This is a genomic window from Mesorhizobium loti CJ3sym (assembly GCF_000472785.1).
Lineage (GTDB): Bacteria > Pseudomonadota > Alphaproteobacteria > Rhizobiales > Rhizobiaceae > Mesorhizobium > Mesorhizobium loti_E.
In genome coordinates this window covers 73,681-89,649 of sequence record NZ_AXAL01000016.1, presented here as the reverse complement: position 1 = coordinate 89,649, position 15,969 = coordinate 73,681, and the positions used below count along the sequence as shown (strand labels likewise).

Sequence of the window (15,969 nt, the reverse complement as noted above, 5' to 3'; positions counted from 1 at the left end):
CGGCAAGGTATTGCAAACGGGCGCCCGGGGCGGACCCTCAGACGGCGACCACCTTGCTCAGATGCTCGCCCAGCCGGCAGGCCAGCGCGGTGATCGTCGTCGTCGGGTTGGCTTGACCAGAGGTGCAGAACACCGAGGAGCCACCGACATAGAGATTGTCCATGCCATGCACCTTGCAGTTGGCGTCGACCACGCTCCTGGTGACATCGGTGCCCATGCGCGTGCCGCCCATATGATGATGACCCGCCGTCTCGTCATTCGTCGGATAGTCGCCGCCATTGCTGATCCAGTCGGCGATGCGCACCCGACCGAGATTCTTCTCGATCAGCGTAGTGCCGAACAGCCTGAGCCCTTCGAGAAGGGTACGATGCTCCAGGTCCGATTTCTTCCAGTGCAGCTCGATGCGCGGCACGCCAGCATGGTCGACATCGGTCTTCGACAGCTCGATCTGGTTGGAGGCCTGCGGCGCCTGTTCCCAGGCGACATAAAGCTGGGCCGCGCAACGCAGATTCTGGCTGAGCTTGGAGGACATCCACTCGGCCATGTCAGGCGCCGTGCAGGCGAGATCGGCGATGAGGCTCTTGACCCCCGGATACGGCGTTTCGATCAGCCGGATGCCGAAATTCATGATCTGCAGCCGCTCCATGGCGGCGAGCGTCGGCGAGAAGAAGGCCTCGTTGACGGCATCGACCTCGAACTCGCCATAGTTCGCCAGGATGGCGTTGCCGCCCTCGAAGGTCGGGTGTTCCATCCAGTAGCGGCCAAGCGCTGCGGCATTCGGCACGACACCGCCATTGGACCGTTGGTTCGACCACAAAAGCAGCCGCGAATTCTCCAGCCCACCGGTGCAGGTGATGAAATAGTCGGCGCTGAAGGAGCCGGCATCCTGACCGTTCGACCAGAGTTTGGCGCCGGTCACGCGTTTGCCGTCGCCGGCGAGCTCGGTGGCATAGGTGTTGAGCACGACGGCGATGTTCTGGCTCTTGTCGAGTTCATCGGCGAATTTTTCGGCAAAGCGCACCGCCGGGCTCTTGATCAGCTGCACCCAGCGGATGTCGTCGGAGACGGGCACATCCGGCCGGAATTCGGGAAGGTCGAGGATATCGCGCACCTCCGGCAGGTAGGGCTCGATGTCGGCGCGGCGGATTGGCCAGCCCGTATCCGGTGCCCAGGCCTTCGGTTCGAAATCCTGTTTGTCGAGCACGCGGCACCAGCCGGCCCAGTGGTTGGAGCTGCCGCCCATGAACCGAAGCCGGGTGATGTCGAGATCGAAATAGAAATCGCCGACCGTGGTGCCACGGTAGAAATCCTGCGACTCGTCGCTGAACTCCCGCGAGCCGGCCTCCAGCACCACGACCGGAATGCCGGCGGCACCGAGCTTGCGGGCGATGGTGGTGCCGGCCGGGCCGGAACCGAGGATGCATACCCTGGGTTTGAAGTTGGCGGCGCGAAACGCCTCGTAGCTGTCGAAGATCATGCCAGGTCACTCCGCTTGAGGATCCAGCCATTGACCTCGACGATCTCATTCGGATCGACCTGGGATGGATCAAGCCGGGATGGACGCGTGTCGGCCTGGGGCAGCTTGCGGAACAGGGACAGGGCAGGCAGCGCGATCAGCGCCTGCACGATCATGCGGCGCGGCATTTTTTTGATGAAGAAACTCATGATTGGTCTCGCGATGGGGGCCTCGACGATGCCTGCCGTTTCTCTGAACGGGACATGCACCGGGGAGGAAGCCGATTTCGTGCCAAACCTGGCCATGAAGCCGTTTCAAACCGGTTACTGGCGCGGCTCAGTACAAACACAGTTAGAATTCTCTTAACGGCAGCCGCGGGGCTCGAGTTTCGGTTCCGTGCTTCCGGTCGGCCCGCGGCCTGCTGCCACCGGGCTCATGCGGCGGCCGAGATATCCGTGCCCAGGATCGACAGATTGCGGCCCGCATGCTTGGCCTGATAGAGGCGCCGGTCGGCGGCACGCATCAGCTCGGAGACGTTGGCTTCCTCGCCGCAGACGGTGCCGCCGATGCTGACGGTCAGCGGTATAGTCCGCTCGTCGACGGGCCGGAAACGGATCAGCTCGACTTCGCGGCGAATGCGCTCGGCGACCCGCTTGGCCTCCTTCTCGGTGGCGCCAATCAGAAACGCGCCGAACTCCTCGCCGCCGATACGGCCGAGCACGTCGCCGCCGCGCACCCCGCGCTCGATGGCGCTGGCGATCAACAGCAGCGCGTCGTCACCGGTCAGGTGGCCGAAACTGTCATTGATCCGCTTGAAATGATCGGCGTCGATGATCAGCAGCGCGCCGCGGTCGGACTTGCGCCGGGAGCCATCCAGCGCGGCAAAGAAACTCTCCCGGTTGAGCATGCCGGTCATGTCGTCGCGGCTGGCCTTCTCCGCCAGACGGCGGTGGGCGGCGGCGAGCTGGGCGTGCGCGCGGGCAAGTTCGCGATGCGCGTTCTTCAGCTTGTCGCTTTGCCAGAAGGTGCTGGCGCAAGCCACCCATGCGAGCACCAACGGACAGACGGTCGAGGTCAGCCAGATCGTGCGGTTGACGGGGAATCCCATGGCCGGAACAATAATCAGCGTCAGCAGGAGCGAGGCGGCGACGGAGGCGAAAGCGATGGCGGCGGATTTCAGAATAACGCTGTTCATCGCGAGCTCCCCACAGAACTGTCTCTGTGCCAGCAAGCCCTGAAGGCCACCTTTCCCGGATGATTAAAATTTGAATCGCGGGGCCGTTTCCGCTACCCTTGGCGCGTGGAAGTTGTGGATAAAGCCTCTTTCGGATTTTCCGTTTCATGCCATAAGGACCGCATGACCACGCTCCCTGATCCCGCCCGCTTCGCCCATGTCACCGACTGGGTTTTCGACCTCGACAACACGCTCTACCCGCACCATTCGAATCTGTTCTCGCAGATCGACGTCAAGATGACCGCCTATGTCGGGGAGCTGCTAGCGCTGCCGCGCGAGGAGGCGCGCAAGCTGCAGAAGGAGCTTTATCGCGAATACGGCACGACACTGAACGGGCTGATGACGCGCCACGGCATCGATCCCGACGACTTTCTGGAGAAGGTCCACGACATCGACTATTCCTGGCTGGTGCCCGATCCCGTTCTCGGCACCGCCATCCGCCAGCTTCCCGGCCGCAAGTTCATCTTCACCAATGGCGATCGCAGGCACGCCGAGCGCACCGCGCGCCAGCTTGGCATCCTCGATCATTTCGACGACATCTTCGATATCGTCGCCGCCGGCCTCAATCCCAAACCCGCGCGCCAGACCTACGAAAAGTTCGCCGAACTGCACGCCGTCACCGGCCACAATGCGGTGATGTTCGAGGATCTCGCCCGCAACCTGGAAGTGCCGAAGTCGCTGGGCATGACCACGGTGCTCGTGGTGCCACGCAATTTCGAGCCGACCTTTGCCGAAATCTGGGAGCGCGATCCCGCGCAGGAAGACGACGTCGACTACGTCACCGACGATCTTGCCGGCTTTCTGACAGGGATAGTGGCAGGGCAGTAGGGCAGTAGGGCAGTAGGGCAGTAGGGCAGTAGGGCAGTAGGAAGGCGTTCTTGGCCTCTGATTTTCAAATCTATTTCCCGTACTGCCCTATTCCCTTATTCCCCTAATTTGTAGAAGCGGCTGATGATGCCCCAGGCTTCGTCGGCGGTGTCGACGAAATCGATAATGTCCTGGTCGCCGGGGCTGATCGTGCCTTGTTCGGCGAGGAAGTCGAGATCGATCGCCCGTTTCCAGAACGATTTGCCAAACAGGATCACCGGCACGCGCTCCATGCGTCCGGTCTGGATCAGGGTCAGCGTCTCGAAGAACTCGTCCATCGTGCCGAAGCCGCCCGGAAACACCGCCACCGCCTTGGCGCGCATGACGAAGTGCATCTTGCGGATGGCGAAATAGTGGAAGTTGAAGCACAGCTCCGGCGTCACGTAGATATTCGGCGCCTGTTCGTGCGGCAAAACGATGTTGAGGCCGATCGACGGCGCGCCGACGTCATCGGCACCGCGATTTCCGGCTTCCATCACGCCTGGGCCGCCGCCGGTCACCACGACATATTCGCGGTAGTATGATGTGGCCGACTGCTGCGAGCAAAGCCGCGCGAATTTGCGCGCCTCCTCGTAATATTTGCTGTTTTCCTCGAGGTTCTTCTTCTGCGTCTCGTTCTTGGCCGCCCAGGCCTCACCGCCAGGCTCGGGCAGGCGCGCGCCGCCAAACAGGATCACTGTCGAACGGATGCCGCGCTCGGCCAGGATCATTTCCGGCTTCAGCAGTTCCAGCTGCAGCCTGACCGCGCGCAGTTCGCGCCGCGTCATGAAATCAGGATCGTTCCAGGCCAGCCGGTAGGTCTCGGCCCGCGTCTGTGGCGTGTCCGGCACGCTTTTCGACCGCTCCAGATCCTCGTCCGAATGCGGCAGCGGCGTCCACCCCGCCTTTTCCATAGGAGTCATATGTCTTACCCGTCCGATTCTTTCACTTGCGCCGTCCCGTGACGCACCCGCGATTGACCCTCACCAAGGCTTCACATAGGGTCCGCGCGACTTTGGAAACAGGTTAAGGCGTTGCCCCTTAACAGCTTGGTAATGGAGCGAATTCATGTCGAAGCCCGATCTGGCGAGCCTCGAAAAGACCATTGAGAAGGCCTTCGAGGAGCGCGATACGATTTCGACCGCGACACGCGGCGAAACGCGCGACGCCATCCAGTCTGCGCTCGACCTGCTCGACCACGGCACCGTCCGCGTCGCCGAGCGCCAGGCGGATGGCAAGTGGCACGTCAACCAGTGGCTGAAGAAGGCGGTGCTGCTCTCGTTCCGGCTGAACCCGATGGAGATCATCAAGGGTGGCCCGGGCGAGGCCGTGTGGTGGGACAAGGTGCCGTCGAAGTTCGACGGCTGGAGCGCCGTCGATTTCGAGAAGGCGGGTTTTCGCGCCGTGCCGTCGTCGATCGTGCGCCGCTCGGCCTATGTCGCGCCGGGTGCGGTGCTGATGCCGTCCTTCGTCAATGTCGGCGCCTATGTTGACAGCGGTACCATGGTCGACACCTGGGCCTCGGTCGGCTCCTGCGCCCAGATCGGCAAGAATGTGCATCTGTCGGGCGGCGTCGGCATTGGCGGCGTGCTGGAGCCGATGCAGGCCGGCCCCACCATCATCGAGGACAATTGCTTCATCGGCGCGCGTTCGGAAGTGGTCGAGGGCTGCATCGTGCGCGAAGGCTCGGTGCTTGGCATGGGCGTCTTCATCGGCCAGTCGACCAAGATCGTCGACCGCGCCACCGGCGAGGTCTTCTATGGCGAGGTGCCGCCGAATTCCGTCGTCGTCGCCGGCTCGATGCCGGGCAAGGCTTTTCCAAACAACGAGCCTGGTCCCGGCCTCTACTGCGCCGTCATCGTCAAGCGCGTCGACGCCAAGACCCGGTCGAAGACCTCGATCAACGAATTGTTGCGCGATTGATCTTTCCGCCAAGCGGGCGCACCTTCCACCGGCGCGACAATGGGTCGCGTTGGTTCAAAGTGGAGGGGTGACATGGACTGGAAATATCTTCTCACGAGTTTCGATGGCCGCATCAACCGTGCCAAATTCTGGGCCGGCATCGGCGTATTCATCGTTATAGGCATTGTTGGCTTCATTCTCGACTCGATCCTCGGCACGCGTATCACCACCGGCAGTGGTGCCCAGATCGGCATCATCGGCATCGTCCTGGCACTGGCATCGATCTATTTCGCGATTGCGCTCTATGCCAAACGCTGGCACGACCGCAACAAGTCGGGCTGGTGGACGCTGATCGGCCTGGTACCCGTCATTGGCGGCATCTGGCTGCTGGTCGAGCTCGGCATTCTCCAAGGCACCAGCGGTGCCAATCAATATGGACCGGACCCGCTTGCCTGACAGATCAGATCTCACCTGGCTTTTCTTCAAGACATCGGGCCGCGTTAACCGCGCGGCCTATTTTCTGAGTGGCTTGCTCGTATCCATCATCCAGGCCTTTCCGTACTATCACTTCAAGCTGCTGCCGGAAGGCAGCCCGGAAAGCGAGACGTGGTGGTCCATTTTTGTCATTGTTGTCATGGCCACGCTTTGGCCGCTTGTGGTGCTTGCCATAAAGCGGCTGCACGATCTCGACAAGCCGGGCATCGTGGCGCTGGTGCTGTTCGTGCCCGTGGTCTCGATCGTTGCCTTCCTTGTATTGTGCCTGTTTCCAGGGCAGCCTGGGCCCAATCGTTATGGCCGGCGCACCAACGAGCCGGCACAACCCTAGAGCCGGATGATTTCAGGTCGAATCGACCTGAAATCTGAATCCGACTCTAAACCAAAGAGATAGAGCATGATGTCGTCGGAAAACCGCGTCACACTTTTCGGCATCATGCTCTGAGGACCGATCGGACATGCGCTACCGCACGCTTGATCCGAAACTGATCATCGACACCGCCGAACGGCTGGAGAGCCGCGTCTCCGAACGCTTTCCCAAGGCCGGCCTGCGCGGCGTCGCTGCAGAACTGGTGTCGCTGTCGCGCGATCTGGCCAAGGCGGCTCAGGCGCTCGAAGCGCCGATCTGGTGGCTGCGCGGCCTCATCATCGCCGCCTTCGTCGCCGGTGTGCTGGTGTTCGTGTTTGTCGGCACGATCCTGCCTCTCGACCGCATCTCGGGAAACGACGATGCCCTGCAATCGGTGCAAGGCATCGAGGCATCGATCAACACCGTCATTCTCGCCGTGCTCGGCCTGCTCGCGCTGATCCGCACCGAGGAGCGCATCAAGCGCAAGCAGGTCTTTCGCCAGCTGCATGGCCTGCGCTCGCTGATCCATGTCATCGACATGCACCAGCTGACTAAGGATCCCGCGACGCTTTCAGCCAGCTTCAGGCCAACGGCGAACTCACCGGCGCGTATCACCAATGCGGCGGATTTGGCGCGCTACCTCGACTATTGTTCCGAAATGCTGTCGATCACCGGCAAGATCGCCGCACTCTTCGCGCAGTCGGTCAATGACGACGTCGTCATCGACGGCGTCAACGACATCGAGAATCTGAGCTCGAACCTGTCGCGAAAAATCTGGCAGAAGATCACGCTGATCGAGAGCCACCCGGCGGCGCTACCTGTTCCGGCGCCAGGCCCGGCGAGCCAAGCCGCGCCGCTTCCGCCACGCGAGCCAAAGCGGTAACGCGCTTCAGCAGCGGCGCCGGCGTACCCGCTCTTTCGGCAAGGCCGAGCACCGCCCCTTGCAGCTCGCCGATCTCTGTCGGCCGGCCGCGTTGCAAATCGTCCCACATCGATGAGCGCGCCTGCGGGTCGATCGCCAGCATGCGCCGCGCCAACAGCCTGAACAGCCAGTCCGGCAGCCTGAGCACTTTCGGCAGCAGCGCCGGCCGCAGGCCGGCGATCCGCGCCGGCTCGATGCCGGAGGCTTTCATCGCCCGCAGCGCCTCGTCGATCTGGCCGGCCAGGATCAGGCGCCAGCGGCGGTCGGCAAGTTCCGTTGCCAGCGGCAGGCCCGAAAGCGCCACCAGCGCGTTGTTCAAATTCATCAGCAGCTTGCCCCACAGCACAGCTTTCATGTCGGCATGGGCCTCGACCGCGAACCCTTCGACGGCGAGAAGGCGGACCAGGCCGGCGTCGCCGTCCTCGATCATTACCTTGCCGTCGCTGGCACGGTGGACCCGCAGCGGCAGCTCGCCGTCGGGCGACTGCACCACATTGAACGGCACCATGCCGGCCAGCACCGTTCGCGGGCCAAGTCCGGCGCGCAACCGGTCGGCATTGTCGACGCCGTTCTGCAGGCTGATCACAACGGCGTCAGGGCGGGCATGGGCCTTGATGAGCGCGGCCATCTCTTGCGTCGCGCCGCTCTTGACCGTCACCAGGATCACGTCCGCTTCCGGCAGGGCGGCGGCCGGATCCACGGTGATCCCAAGCGCGCCCGGCTTGACCAGGCGATCGCGGCCCTCAAGGTCGCTGATGCGCAACCCGCCTTGCCGCAGCGCGGCCTCGATGCGCGGCCGGGCCAGCAGAATCACCCGCCGGCCAGCGAGCGCCAGGCAACCGCCCGCGTAGCAGCCGATGCTGCCGGCACCGGCAATGACGACCGTTCTGTCCCCGTTTGCCATACTGTCGCTCCGCACCTGTCAGCAATTATACGACATGAAAACCATAATGTCGGCGGTATGTCAGGCCATTGGGCTGGTCCCCATGTCGGGTCGTGACAGGCCCTCAGCTTTCGACTATCGCTTTTGCCATGACGCTGCCGACCGATCCCGCCGCCAACCTCGCCACCCTCATTCGTTGCGCCTCGGTGACTCCCACTGAGGGCGGCGCGCTGAGCGCGCTGGAAACGATGCTGAAACCGCTCGGCTTCCTGGTCGACCGGCCGATCTTTTCGGACGACGGCACGCCCGACATCGAGAACCTCTACGCAAGGCGGTCCGGGAATGGCCCGCATCTGATGTTCGCCGGCCATACCGACGTGGTGCCGGTCGGTGACGAAGCCGCCTGGACGCATCCGCCTTTTGCCGCCGAGGTTGCCAATGGCGAGATGTATGGCCGCGGCGCCGTCGACATGAAGGGCGGCATTGCCTGCTTCATCGCCGCCGTGGCGCGCCATGTCGAGGCAAATGGCGGCCCCAAGGGCTCGGTCTCGCTGCTGATCACCGGCGACGAGGAAGGGCCTGCCATCAACGGCACCGTCAAGCTGCTCGAATGGGCCGCCTCCAGGGGCGAGAAATGGGACGCCTCGATCGTCGGCGAGCCGACCAATCCGGACGCGCTCGGCGACATGATCAAGATCGGCCGTCGCGGTTCGATGTCCGGTTCAATGACCGTCAATGGCCGTCAGGGCCATGTCGCCTACCCCTTGCTTGCCGACAATCCGGTGCGCGGGCTGATGAGCCTGGTCGACGCCTTGCTGCATCCCGTCTTCGACAAGGGCACGAAGGATTTCCAGCCGACCAATCTGGAGGTGACCTCCATCGATGTCGGCAACCCGGCCACCAATGTCATTCCAGCCAAGGCGACCGCCACCTTCAACATTCGCTTCAACGATACCTGGACCGCCGAGACCATGCAGGCCGAGATTCACAACCGCCTCGACCAGGCAGCCAGGCGCAAGAAGTATCGGCCGGGCAAGAAGACGCCGGTGGACTACGACCTTGTCTGGCGCGACCGGCCAAGCCATGTCTTCCTGACCCGCGACGACAAGCTTGTCGACACGCTTGCCGGTTCGATCAAGGCGGCGGTCGGCAAGGAGCCGACATTGTCGACCTCCGGCGGCACGTCGGATGCACGTTTCATCAAGGATTACTGCCCGGTGGTTGAGTTCGGCCTGGTCGGCAAGACCATGCATATGGTCGACGAGCGCGTCGCCATCGCCGATCTTGAAACGCTGACGCGAATCTACCAGCGCTTCATCGAAGACTGGTTCGGACAGGGCTGATGAGCATGCTTACGGCGGACGAGACCCAAGCTTCGCTGACCGGCGCCTGGCGGCTGATGCTCGGCAAGACCGACGGATTGCGCCTGCTCGACCTGTCGGCCGACGGGTTCTGGAATTCCTTTTTCGCCATCATTGTTGCGGCACCGGCGCTGATCGTCGGCTGGGTCGGCATCGCCAACGAGATCGGTGATCCCGACGCCTTCGCCGGCCGCTTCAGCATGCTGATGCGACTGGCGACGGTCGATATCGGCTCCTGGGTGCTGCCGCTGGTCGCGCTCGCTTTGGTCGCGCGGCGCGCCGGCATCGGTGGCCGCTTCGTCCACTATGTCGTTGCCAGCAACTGGGCCTCGGCCATCACCGCTTGGCTGATGCTGCCCTCGGCGCTGATCAGGCTTTTCCTGTCATCCGCGAGCCAGGTCTCGAGCCTTGTGTCGCTGCTGCTGTTTGCCTTGTCGATGGTGCTGACCTGGCGCATGACCAACGCAACGATCGGCAAGGGCGCAGCGGTCGGCACCGCCGTTTTCGTCGGCATGTTCATTGCTTCGCTGCTGGTGCTGTTCGGGCTACAGGCGTTGCTTGGGATCACCGTGCCGGACGACGTTGGGGCTCAGAGCCTTTCTGGGATGGTCCCAGGATAGAGCCTGCCGGCGCTGTCAGGGATAATCGACGCCTGTGAGGAAGAGCCCGTCGGGCGGCGCTACCTGGCCGCAGGCGGCGCGGTCTTGTGCGTCGAGCGCTGCCTTGAGATCGGCAGTGGTCCAGCCGCCGTCGCCGACGCGCTTGAGTGAGCCGACCATCGAGCGGACCTGATTGTGCAGGAACGAACGCGCCGAAGCCCTCACTTCGATCAGGTCACCGTGCCGGCTCACATCGAGCCGCTCCAAGGTCCGCACCGGGCTGTTGGCCTGGCACTGGGTCGAGCGGAAGGTGGTGAAATCGTGCCGTCCGAGCATGACTTTGGCCGCTTCGTGCATGGCGCCAGCATCGAGCCGCTTTGGCACCCACCACACCTTGCCCTTCTCCAGGGCCGCGGGCGCGCGCCGGTTGAGGATGCGGTAGAGATAATGGCGCCCGGTGGCCGAGAAGCGCGCGTCGAAATCGTCTGGGACAACGCCGGCCTTCAGGATGGCAACATGCGCGCCGGCCGCCTGCAGATGCGCGTTGATGGCATCGCGCACCTTGTCACCAGGCCACGCCTTGGCGAGGTCGACATGTGCCACCTGGGCGGTGGCATGCACGCCGGCATCGGTGCGGCCGGCGGCGCGCAGCCGCACCGCCTCGCCGCTGAATTTCTCGACCGCCTGTTCGATCGCCTGCTGCACCGAAGGCTGGTCGGCCTGATGCTGCCAGCCGGCGAAAAGGCTGCCGTCATACTCGATGTCGAGGCGAAAACGCGGCATGCCGGGCGGCTATACGTTCTTGCCTAGGCGGCGAGAGCGGTGAAGGCGGAAGCGTAGACCAGTCTGCCGGCCTCGGGAGCGTCACCCCAGGCCAGCGCCTGCAGCGCCTCGCCTTGGTATTCGCTCTCGAATTTCTCGGCACGGGCGTGGCTGTAGCCGAAACGGCCGTAATAGGCCGGGTCGCCCAGCACCACGGCCAGCACCTCGCTTGCATCCCTGAGACGGATGTGCGCCTCGCGGATCAGCGCGCCGCCAATGCCCGAGCCATGGAAAGACGGTTCGACAGCCAAGGGCGCCAGCGCCACTGCTGGAAAACTCTTGCCACCATTCTGCACGTAAAGTCTGGAAAACAGGATGTGGCCTACCACCTGTCCGTCTTCTTCCGCCACCAGTTCAACGACGGCGTCGCCGCCGGTCACCAGCGCGTCGACCAGCCCGGCCTCCGCCTGCTGGCCGAAAGCGTGTTCCTCGACGAGGCGAATGGCCTCGCGATCCCGCGGCGTTGCCGCGCGTATCGACATCATGCTCATGAGAACTTCATTCCTTTTACGACCTTGGCTCCGCGCAGGAATTCCGACGCGGCGGCGGGCTTTCCGCCCGCACGTTGAACTTCGACCAGCCTGACCGCGCCTGCCCCGCAGGCGACCGTCAGTCGGTCATCGAGAATTCCTCCCGACTCGCCCAAATCTTCCGAAAGCGACGGGCCTTCGGACAGCGTCGAGCGAAGCAGTTTCAGCCGTTCCATGCGGCCGCCAATTTCAATCTCGGACCAGGCGCCGGGAAAGGGCGACAGGCCACGAAGGTGGTTATGGACCTCGGCCGCGGGCCGCGTCCAGTCCACGCGCGTCTCGGATTTATCGATTTTTCTGGCGTAAGTCACCCCTTCCGCCGCTTGCGCAGTAAATGTCAGGGTATTCTTTTCCAGCAGCGCCAGCGCTTCCACAATCAGGGCGGCACCAACGCCCATCAACCGATCATGCAGATCGCCGGCTGTCATATCGGGTTGAATGGCGCATTTTTCAAGCAATCCCACCGGTCCAGTGTCCAAGCCCTCTTCCATGCGCATAACCATCATGCCGCTTTCCAGGTCGCCCGCCATGATGGCGCGCTGGATGGGAGCGGCACCCCGCCAGCGCGGCAAGAGCGATGCATGGCCGTTGATGCAGCCAAGCTGTGGTGCGTCGAGAATTGCCTTCGGCAGCAGCAAACCATAGGCGACGACCACGGCGATATCGGCCTGCAAGGCACGGAAAGCCGTCTGCTCGGCCTCGCCCTTGAGGGATGTCGGCGCCCGCACCTCGATGCCCAGCCGCTCGGCCTCGCGCTGTACCGGCGACGGCGTCAGCTCCAACCCCCGCCGGCCGGCGGCACGCGGTGGCTGCGTGTAGACGGCTGAAATCTGATGTCCGGCCTCGGCAATCGCCCGCAGCGTCGACACCGAAAATTCCGGCGTGCCCATGAAGATCACGCGAAGGGGCATTTTCTTTCGAGATCCTGTCTTCTGATTGCGTGCCGTGAGCCGGCTCACGCCCCCGCTTCAAACGGGTTTACGAGCTTCTGGTCAAGACTGTCGAAGTCATGGACGGCCGTGGTCGCTTTTCGTTTCCGCTTCGATTCTATCCATGATCTCCGCGTATTCGTCGCCAATTGCGTTCTCAGCCGCAAAAGTCGAGCGAATCGCATCCCATGCCGAGAGTCCCGGCCCTGACCAGCCTTCTCGCTCTGCAGCCATGCCTTTGCGCAGAAGATCGATAGCCTTGTCTGACAGGCTCTGGCCGTCCTTGCGTGCCGCCAGTTCGATTTCGCGTTTCAAAGGCTCGGGAATGTCATTGATCAGCATGCCGGCCATCGGCGTCTCCATTGGCCTGTCCCGCCGACATCAGCTTGGAAAGGACTCTAGCCTATCCCACCAGCTTGCCCGGCGCTTTGTCCTTGGCGAGCTTCTTGAACTTCTTCACAACCATGTCGCGCTTCAGCTTCGAGATGTGGTCGATGAACAGCACGCCGTTGAGATGGTCGATCTCATGCTGCAGGCAGGTCGCCATGAGGCCGTCGGCCTCCATCTCCTGCAGCTTGCCGTCGCGGTCGAGGTATTTCACGCGCACGGACGCCGGGCGTTCGACCTCGGCGTAATAATCCGGGATCGACAGGCAGCCTTCCTCATAGACCGAGCGCGCGTCGGCACTTTCCAGGATCTCCGGGTTGATGAAGACATGCGGCGCCGGTGTCTCGTCTTCCTTGGCGAGGTCGATCACCAGCATGCGCAATGGCTCGCCGATCTGGATTGCCGCCAGCCCGATGCCCGGCGCGTCATACATGGTCGCCAGCATGTCCTCGGCCAATGCGCGCAATGGCGCGTCGACGCGCTCCACCGGCTTGGAAAGCTGGCGCAGGATGGGGTCGGGAAGGATGATGAGCGGCTTGATCGGCATGGCGTTCCACCTAAGACCTCCGGCGAAAAGCGTCAACCGGGGCACCCGGGGCTTGTTCCTGTTTTGATCTGTGCCAGCCCCGCGAATCGGCTATGCTGCCCACATGAATGACCTGAGCACCATCCTTTCGGAGCCTGTGGCACGGCTTGGCGCCACCACGATCACGCTCGGCCATGCCCTGGCCTTCGGTGCATTGTTGTTTCTCGGCCTGTTCGTGGCGCTGGTCATCGCGCTGTGGCGGTCGGCCAAGGCGCGTGCGGTTGCTGCCGCGGAGGCAGCCGACCATGCCCGCGATGCCGAAGCGCGGATGGCCGGCATATTGCAGAGCCAGGCCGAGATGCAGGGTCGCATGGGGGCCATCGCCGAAGTGTTCGGGGCGCGCCAGGCGGAGCTGACGCAGTCGATCGGCCAGCGGCTCGACGCCATGACCGGCCGGCTCGGCCAGACCATGACCGAGCAGACCAAATCCACGCATGAGAGCCTGGCCAAACTGCAGGAGCGGCTGGCGATCATCGATGTCGCGCAAGGCAACATCCAGTCGCTCGCCGGCCAGGTGGTACAGTTGCAGGCGATCCTCTCCAACAAGCAGACGCGCGGCGCCTTCGGCCAGTCGCGCATGGAGGCGATCGTCGCCGACGGTCTGCCGATGGGCGCATACGAATTCCAGGCGACGCTGTCGAACGGCAGCCGGCCCGACTGCCTGGTGAAGATGCCGAACGGCGCGCCGTCGCTGGCCATCGATGCCAAATTTCCGCTGGAAGCCTGGAATGCCATTCGTGCCGCCGATGGCGCGGACCTGCAGAAGGTCGCGTCGCAAGCCTTCCGCCGCGACATCGAGATCCATGTCCGCGACATCTCGGAGAAATACCTGATCCAGGGCGAGACGCAGGACACCGCCTTCATGTTCGTGCCGTCGGAATCGGTGTTCGCCGAGATCCACGAGAATTTCGAGGCGATCGTCCACAAAGCGCACCGCGCCCGCGTTGTCATCGTCTCGCCGTCGCTGCTGATGCTGTCGATCCAGGTCATCCAGGCGATCCTCAAGGATGCCCGCATGCGCGAACAAGCGCATCTGATCCAGGGCGAGGTGATCCGGCTGATGGAGGATGTCGCCCGTGTCGACGAGCGCGTGCGCAAGCTGCAGGTTCATTTCGGCCAGTCGGCCAAGGACATCGACGACATCCTTGTCTCGACATCGAAGGTGACCAAGCGCGGCCAGAAGATCGAGGCGCTGGAGTTTGGCGTGCAAGTCGATGGCGATGCGGGGCCGGAGACGCCGTCACGGGCTCCCGCGGCGAAGCTCGACACAGGCGGCGCCCGCGTAGCCGATTCGAAGACCGGGCAGCTCAGGCTGAGGGTCGTCGAAGGCGACGACTGAACGGATATTTTTCCGCCTAGGCCACGGCCACGATGACGTGTGCCTGAATTTTGGCGGCAACCTCGCCGCTGCCATGCCTGGCCGCAATCGCGGCTGCGGCACAATCCGTTGCAGCGTCCAGTTTCCCCGGGTCCCGGGCCTCGATTTCGGTGCGAAGAACAGTTCCCCGGCAATAGGCAACGGCCGGCAGGCGCGCAGAGGGTGCACGGCTCTGTTCGGCTCTCGTCTCGATCACGACATCGGAGAAGCCAGCCTCTGCCAGATCGCTGCGGATCAGTGCGGTATCGTGGTAGCCGTGCGGCGTGCGGGCGAGAAAACGCGGCGGATCGTTTGGAAAAATCCTGGCCAGGGCATTCGTCACATCATCGGCAAACACGTTCTCCTTGATGTGATCCCATACGTTGAACAGAAAATGTCCGCCGGGCTTCAGGACCCGCTTTGCCTCGCGGTAGGCGGATGGGCGGCTGGGAAAGAACATCGCGCCGAACTGGCAGCAAACGAGATCGAAGGCCGCGTCTTCAAATGGCAGCGCCATGGCATCAGCCTGGCGCCATTGGATGCGACTGTCGGGCGCTTGACGCGAAGCGGCGTAGTCGAGCATCGGCTGGTTAAGGTCGGTCACGACATAGCTGGCGTCAGGGGCCAGTTTTGGCGCCAGTGCTCGGGTGACGACACCGGTGCCCGCGGCGATTTCCAGGACGGCTCTCGGCGCAAAGGACGCCGCTCGTCGTGCGAGATCCGTGGCGAACGGATCGAAAATCAACGGCACCATATAGCGGTCGTAGTTTTCCGGAATAGAGCCGGCAAACAACTTGTCGCCTTCGAGCACAGCTCACCCTCCCCATGTCCACTGCCCGCAGTCTAGCACATGATTGCAGGCTCCGGATTCGATTCGAAGAGAACGCTGCTACCGCTCTTCCTCGGTCGTGGTCACCTCGAATTCCGGCAGCCAGTGCAGAGCCGAGCGATGCCATTTCTGTTGTGTCGGGACCAGATTCTCGCGTTGCCGGGCGGTTCCCGCCCTGATCCCGTACACCTTCGGACCGTCACCGACCGATGTCGCGTAAAGATGTGAACCGCAGTCGCTACAGAAGGCTTGGGCACGCTTGGCACCGCTTCCTCCTGTCTTGATGTAAATCTTCGGCGCACCTTTGGTGATCCTGTAGTGATCCTCGGGCGCGGGAACGGTAACGCGAAAGGCCGTGCCGGTCAGTTGCTGGCAATCCGTGCAGTGGCATATCGAGGTCTTTTCCGGATCGACCTCCGCTTCATATGTGATGGCGCCGCAATGGCATCCGCCGTCGATCTTCATTTTCGCTCCTCCAAAAT

20 protein-coding genes are annotated in these 15,969 nt (G+C 63.2%); 8 read left to right on the top strand and 12 right to left on the bottom strand.

Features of this window, described 5'->3' with window-relative positions:
- Nucleotides 1–37 precede the first annotated feature (37 nt).
- The 3 genes from A3A9_RS0122110 to A3A9_RS0122095 form a co-directional block, all read right to left on the bottom strand.
- Complete coding sequence (locus tag A3A9_RS0122110) at nucleotides 38–1,477, bottom strand: GMC oxidoreductase (RefSeq protein ID WP_027060731.1); 1,440 nt, start codon at nucleotides 1,475–1,477, stop codon at nucleotides 38–40.
- The gene (locus tag A3A9_RS0122105) at nucleotides 1,474–1,665 is read right to left on the bottom strand and encodes a hypothetical protein (protein ID WP_027060730.1); all 192 of its coding nucleotides are present in this window, start codon (nucleotides 1,663–1,665) and stop codon (nucleotides 1,474–1,476) included. The genes A3A9_RS0122110 and A3A9_RS0122105 overlap by 4 nt, the downstream gene beginning before the upstream one ends.
- 224 nt (nucleotides 1,666–1,889) lie before the next feature.
- A complete protein-coding gene (locus A3A9_RS0122095; protein WP_027060729.1) occupies nucleotides 1,890–2,651 on the bottom strand; it encodes a GGDEF domain-containing protein in 762 nt (253 codons plus the stop codon).
- A gap of 162 nt (nucleotides 2,652–2,813) precedes the next feature.
- Between A3A9_RS0122095 and A3A9_RS0122090 the strand changes: the two genes are divergently transcribed.
- Nucleotides 2,814–3,518, top strand: coding sequence for a pyrimidine 5'-nucleotidase (locus A3A9_RS0122090; protein WP_027060728.1), 705 nt, complete (start codon nucleotides 2,814–2,816; stop codon nucleotides 3,516–3,518).
- 95 nt (nucleotides 3,519–3,613) lie between these two features.
- On the opposite strand, the gene A3A9_RS0122085 is transcribed toward A3A9_RS0122090, so the two are convergent.
- Nucleotides 3,614–4,459: an LOG family protein gene (locus tag A3A9_RS0122085; protein ID WP_013528481.1), complete on the bottom strand. Its 846-nt coding sequence runs from the start codon at nucleotides 4,457–4,459 to the stop codon at nucleotides 3,614–3,616.
- Nucleotides 4,460–4,604: 145 nt separating this feature from the next.
- On the opposite strand from A3A9_RS0122085, the gene dapD reads away from it, so the two are divergent.
- The 4 genes from dapD to A3A9_RS0122065 all read left to right on the top strand — a co-directional run bounded on the left by dapD (nucleotide 4,605) and on the right by A3A9_RS0122065 (nucleotide 7,165).
- A complete protein-coding gene (gene dapD / locus A3A9_RS0122080) occupies nucleotides 4,605–5,459 on the top strand; it encodes a 2,3,4,5-tetrahydropyridine-2,6-dicarboxylate N-succinyltransferase (protein WP_027060727.1) in 855 nt (284 codons plus the stop codon).
- A 72-nt stretch (nucleotides 5,460–5,531) separates the two neighbouring features.
- Nucleotides 5,532–5,894 (top strand): DUF805 domain-containing protein, encoded by a 363-nt coding sequence (locus A3A9_RS0122075; protein WP_027060726.1) that lies wholly within the window; start codon nucleotides 5,532–5,534, stop codon nucleotides 5,892–5,894.
- Entirely contained in the window at nucleotides 5,887–6,264 is a 378-nt protein-coding gene (locus A3A9_RS0122070; RefSeq protein ID WP_027060725.1) for a DUF805 domain-containing protein, read from the top strand. The genes A3A9_RS0122075 and A3A9_RS0122070 overlap by 8 nt, the downstream gene beginning before the upstream one ends.
- Nucleotides 6,265–6,391: 127 nt before the next feature.
- Nucleotides 6,392–7,165, top strand: a complete 774-nt coding sequence (locus tag A3A9_RS0122065; protein ID WP_027060724.1) for a hypothetical protein — start codon at nucleotides 6,392–6,394, stop codon at nucleotides 7,163–7,165.
- Here A3A9_RS0122065 and A3A9_RS0122060 read toward each other — a convergent pair.
- On the bottom strand, nucleotides 7,068–8,108 hold the full coding sequence (locus tag A3A9_RS0122060; protein WP_027060723.1) for a 2-dehydropantoate 2-reductase: 1,041 nt from the start codon (nucleotides 8,106–8,108) through the stop codon (nucleotides 7,068–7,070). The genes A3A9_RS0122065 and A3A9_RS0122060 overlap by 98 nt on opposite strands.
- 128 nt (nucleotides 8,109–8,236) lie before the next feature.
- Here A3A9_RS0122060 and dapE point away from each other — a divergent pair, with 128 nt between their 5' ends.
- Nucleotides 8,237–9,430, top strand: coding sequence for a succinyl-diaminopimelate desuccinylase (dapE, locus tag A3A9_RS0122055; protein ID WP_027060722.1), 1,194 nt, complete (start codon nucleotides 8,237–8,239; stop codon nucleotides 9,428–9,430).
- A 5-nt stretch (nucleotides 9,431–9,435) separates the two neighbouring features.
- Entirely contained in the window at nucleotides 9,436–10,068 is a 633-nt protein-coding gene (locus A3A9_RS0122050) for a hypothetical protein (RefSeq protein WP_027060721.1), read from the top strand.
- 15 nt (nucleotides 10,069–10,083) lie between these two features.
- Here the strand turns inward: A3A9_RS0122050 and truA are convergent, their stop codons facing one another.
- The 5 genes from truA to def form a co-directional block, all read right to left on the bottom strand.
- Complete coding sequence (gene truA / locus A3A9_RS0122045) at nucleotides 10,084–10,830, bottom strand: tRNA pseudouridine(38-40) synthase TruA (protein ID WP_027060720.1); 747 nt, start codon at nucleotides 10,828–10,830, stop codon at nucleotides 10,084–10,086.
- Nucleotides 10,831–10,853: 23 nt separating this feature from the next.
- The gene (locus tag A3A9_RS0122040; RefSeq protein WP_027060719.1) at nucleotides 10,854–11,360 is read right to left on the bottom strand and encodes a GNAT family N-acetyltransferase; all 507 of its coding nucleotides are present in this window, start codon (nucleotides 11,358–11,360) and stop codon (nucleotides 10,854–10,856) included.
- Complete coding sequence (gene fmt, locus A3A9_RS0122035) at nucleotides 11,357–12,310, bottom strand: methionyl-tRNA formyltransferase (RefSeq protein ID WP_027060718.1); 954 nt, start codon at nucleotides 12,308–12,310, stop codon at nucleotides 11,357–11,359. Before fmt ends, A3A9_RS0122040 begins: the two co-directional genes overlap by 4 nt.
- A gap of 96 nt (nucleotides 12,311–12,406) precedes the next feature.
- Entirely contained in the window at nucleotides 12,407–12,679 is a 273-nt protein-coding gene (locus A3A9_RS0122030) for a hypothetical protein (RefSeq protein ID WP_027060717.1), read from the bottom strand.
- 52 nt (nucleotides 12,680–12,731) lie between these two features.
- Entirely contained in the window at nucleotides 12,732–13,262 is a 531-nt protein-coding gene (def, locus tag A3A9_RS0122025; RefSeq protein WP_027060716.1) for a peptide deformylase, read from the bottom strand.
- Nucleotides 13,263–13,365: 103 nt separating this feature from the next.
- Here def and A3A9_RS0122020 point away from each other — a divergent pair, with 103 nt between their 5' ends.
- Nucleotides 13,366–14,640: a DNA recombination protein RmuC gene (locus tag A3A9_RS0122020; protein ID WP_027060715.1), complete on the top strand. Its 1,275-nt coding sequence runs from the start codon at nucleotides 13,366–13,368 to the stop codon at nucleotides 14,638–14,640.
- 16 nt (nucleotides 14,641–14,656) lie between these two features.
- On the opposite strand, the gene A3A9_RS0122015 is transcribed toward A3A9_RS0122020, so the two are convergent.
- Nucleotides 14,657–15,469, bottom strand: a complete 813-nt coding sequence (locus A3A9_RS0122015; RefSeq protein WP_027060714.1) for a class I SAM-dependent methyltransferase — start codon at nucleotides 15,467–15,469, stop codon at nucleotides 14,657–14,659.
- 78 nt (nucleotides 15,470–15,547) lie between these two features.
- Nucleotides 15,548–15,952: a GFA family protein gene (locus tag A3A9_RS0122010; protein WP_027060713.1), complete on the bottom strand. Its 405-nt coding sequence runs from the start codon at nucleotides 15,950–15,952 to the stop codon at nucleotides 15,548–15,550.
- Nucleotides 15,953–15,969: the final 17 nt, after the last annotated feature.

What these genes read in the sequence shown, in the direction of transcription:
- A3A9_RS0122110 (WP_027060731.1), bottom strand. Translation starts at nt 1,477, where the DNA reads ATGATCTTCGACAGCTACGAGGCGTTTCGCGCCGCCAACTTCAAACCC.
- A3A9_RS0122105 (WP_027060730.1), bottom strand. Translation starts at nt 1,665, where the DNA reads ATGAGTTTCTTCATCAAAAAAATGCCGCGCCGCATGATCGTGCAGGCG.
- A3A9_RS0122095 (WP_027060729.1), bottom strand. Translation starts at nt 2,651, where the DNA reads ATGAACAGCGTTATTCTGAAATCCGCCGCCATCGCTTTCGCCTCCGTC.
- A3A9_RS0122090 (WP_027060728.1), top strand. Translation starts at nt 2,814, where the DNA reads ATGACCACGCTCCCTGATCCCGCCCGCTTCGCCCATGTCACCGACTGG.
- A3A9_RS0122085 (WP_013528481.1), bottom strand. Translation starts at nt 4,459, where the DNA reads ATGACTCCTATGGAAAAGGCGGGGTGGACGCCGCTGCCGCATTCGGAC.
- dapD (WP_027060727.1), top strand. Translation starts at nt 4,605, where the DNA reads ATGTCGAAGCCCGATCTGGCGAGCCTCGAAAAGACCATTGAGAAGGCC.
- A3A9_RS0122075 (WP_027060726.1), top strand. Translation starts at nt 5,532, where the DNA reads ATGGACTGGAAATATCTTCTCACGAGTTTCGATGGCCGCATCAACCGT.
- A3A9_RS0122065 (WP_027060724.1), top strand. Translation starts at nt 6,392, where the DNA reads ATGCGCTACCGCACGCTTGATCCGAAACTGATCATCGACACCGCCGAA.
- A3A9_RS0122060 (WP_027060723.1), bottom strand. Translation starts at nt 8,108, where the DNA reads ATGGCAAACGGGGACAGAACGGTCGTCATTGCCGGTGCCGGCAGCATC.
- dapE (WP_027060722.1), top strand. Translation starts at nt 8,237, where the DNA reads ATGACGCTGCCGACCGATCCCGCCGCCAACCTCGCCACCCTCATTCGT.
- A3A9_RS0122050 (WP_027060721.1), top strand. Translation starts at nt 9,436, where the DNA reads ATGCTTACGGCGGACGAGACCCAAGCTTCGCTGACCGGCGCCTGGCGG.
- truA (WP_027060720.1), bottom strand. Translation starts at nt 10,830, where the DNA reads ATGCCGCGTTTTCGCCTCGACATCGAGTATGACGGCAGCCTTTTCGCC.
- A3A9_RS0122040 (WP_027060719.1), bottom strand. Translation starts at nt 11,360, where the DNA reads ATGAGCATGATGTCGATACGCGCGGCAACGCCGCGGGATCGCGAGGCC.
- fmt (WP_027060718.1), bottom strand. Translation starts at nt 12,310, where the DNA reads ATGCCCCTTCGCGTGATCTTCATGGGCACGCCGGAATTTTCGGTGTCG.
- A3A9_RS0122030 (WP_027060717.1), bottom strand. Translation starts at nt 12,679, where the DNA reads ATGGCCGGCATGCTGATCAATGACATTCCCGAGCCTTTGAAACGCGAA.
- def (WP_027060716.1), bottom strand. Translation starts at nt 13,262, where the DNA reads ATGCCGATCAAGCCGCTCATCATCCTTCCCGACCCCATCCTGCGCCAG.
- A3A9_RS0122020 (WP_027060715.1), top strand. Translation starts at nt 13,366, where the DNA reads ATGAATGACCTGAGCACCATCCTTTCGGAGCCTGTGGCACGGCTTGGC.
- A3A9_RS0122010 (WP_027060713.1), bottom strand. Translation starts at nt 15,952, where the DNA reads ATGAAGATCGACGGCGGATGCCATTGCGGCGCCATCACATATGAAGCG.